This is a genomic window from Dellaglioa sp. CoH-55-MRSF-7 (assembly GCF_056782235.1).
On sequence record NZ_JBXAYI010000077.1, the window covers coordinates 1 to 399 of the forward strand.

At 55.9% G+C, this 399-nt stretch carries 1 protein-coding gene; it reads right to left on the reverse strand.

Going from position 1 to position 399, the window contains the following annotated elements; translation table 11 throughout:
- Positions 1-98: 98 nt before the first annotated feature.
- Positions 99-399: hypothetical protein (locus tag AC1RPU_RS07935; protein ID WP_481769634.1), on the reverse strand; the 301-nt coding region annotated here is incomplete at its 5' end.

Here is a 399-nt window from a genome sequence, read left to right on the forward strand (position 1 = left end):
CCCTAGTTCCGAGTTGGACGCTGCACCCGTACCTCGTTTTTCCGTAGACTGAAAGCGGCACACTTCATGAAGCGAGCGCATGTATTCGATGCCTCGCATCACCGGACCCCGGAGCGTGCCAGCCACGCACTGAACGCGGCCTGCGTCTCTGAGGACGTAAATCTGTACGCGCCCTCGTTGATGTATGACACAAGACTTGTATCCAGCTTTTCGCGCATCGCCCAGTCAAGGAACCGCGAGAACTCACGGTTTGCTGTCGTGTCCCCTGTCCGGCGCAGCCACACAACGATCCCGACCATGACGAGTGCGGCCACGACAGCAATCACCGCGAACACGACGAGGGTTGATACAAACAGCTCTTGATTTGACAAATGATTAATCATTGAGCAGCTCCTTTGT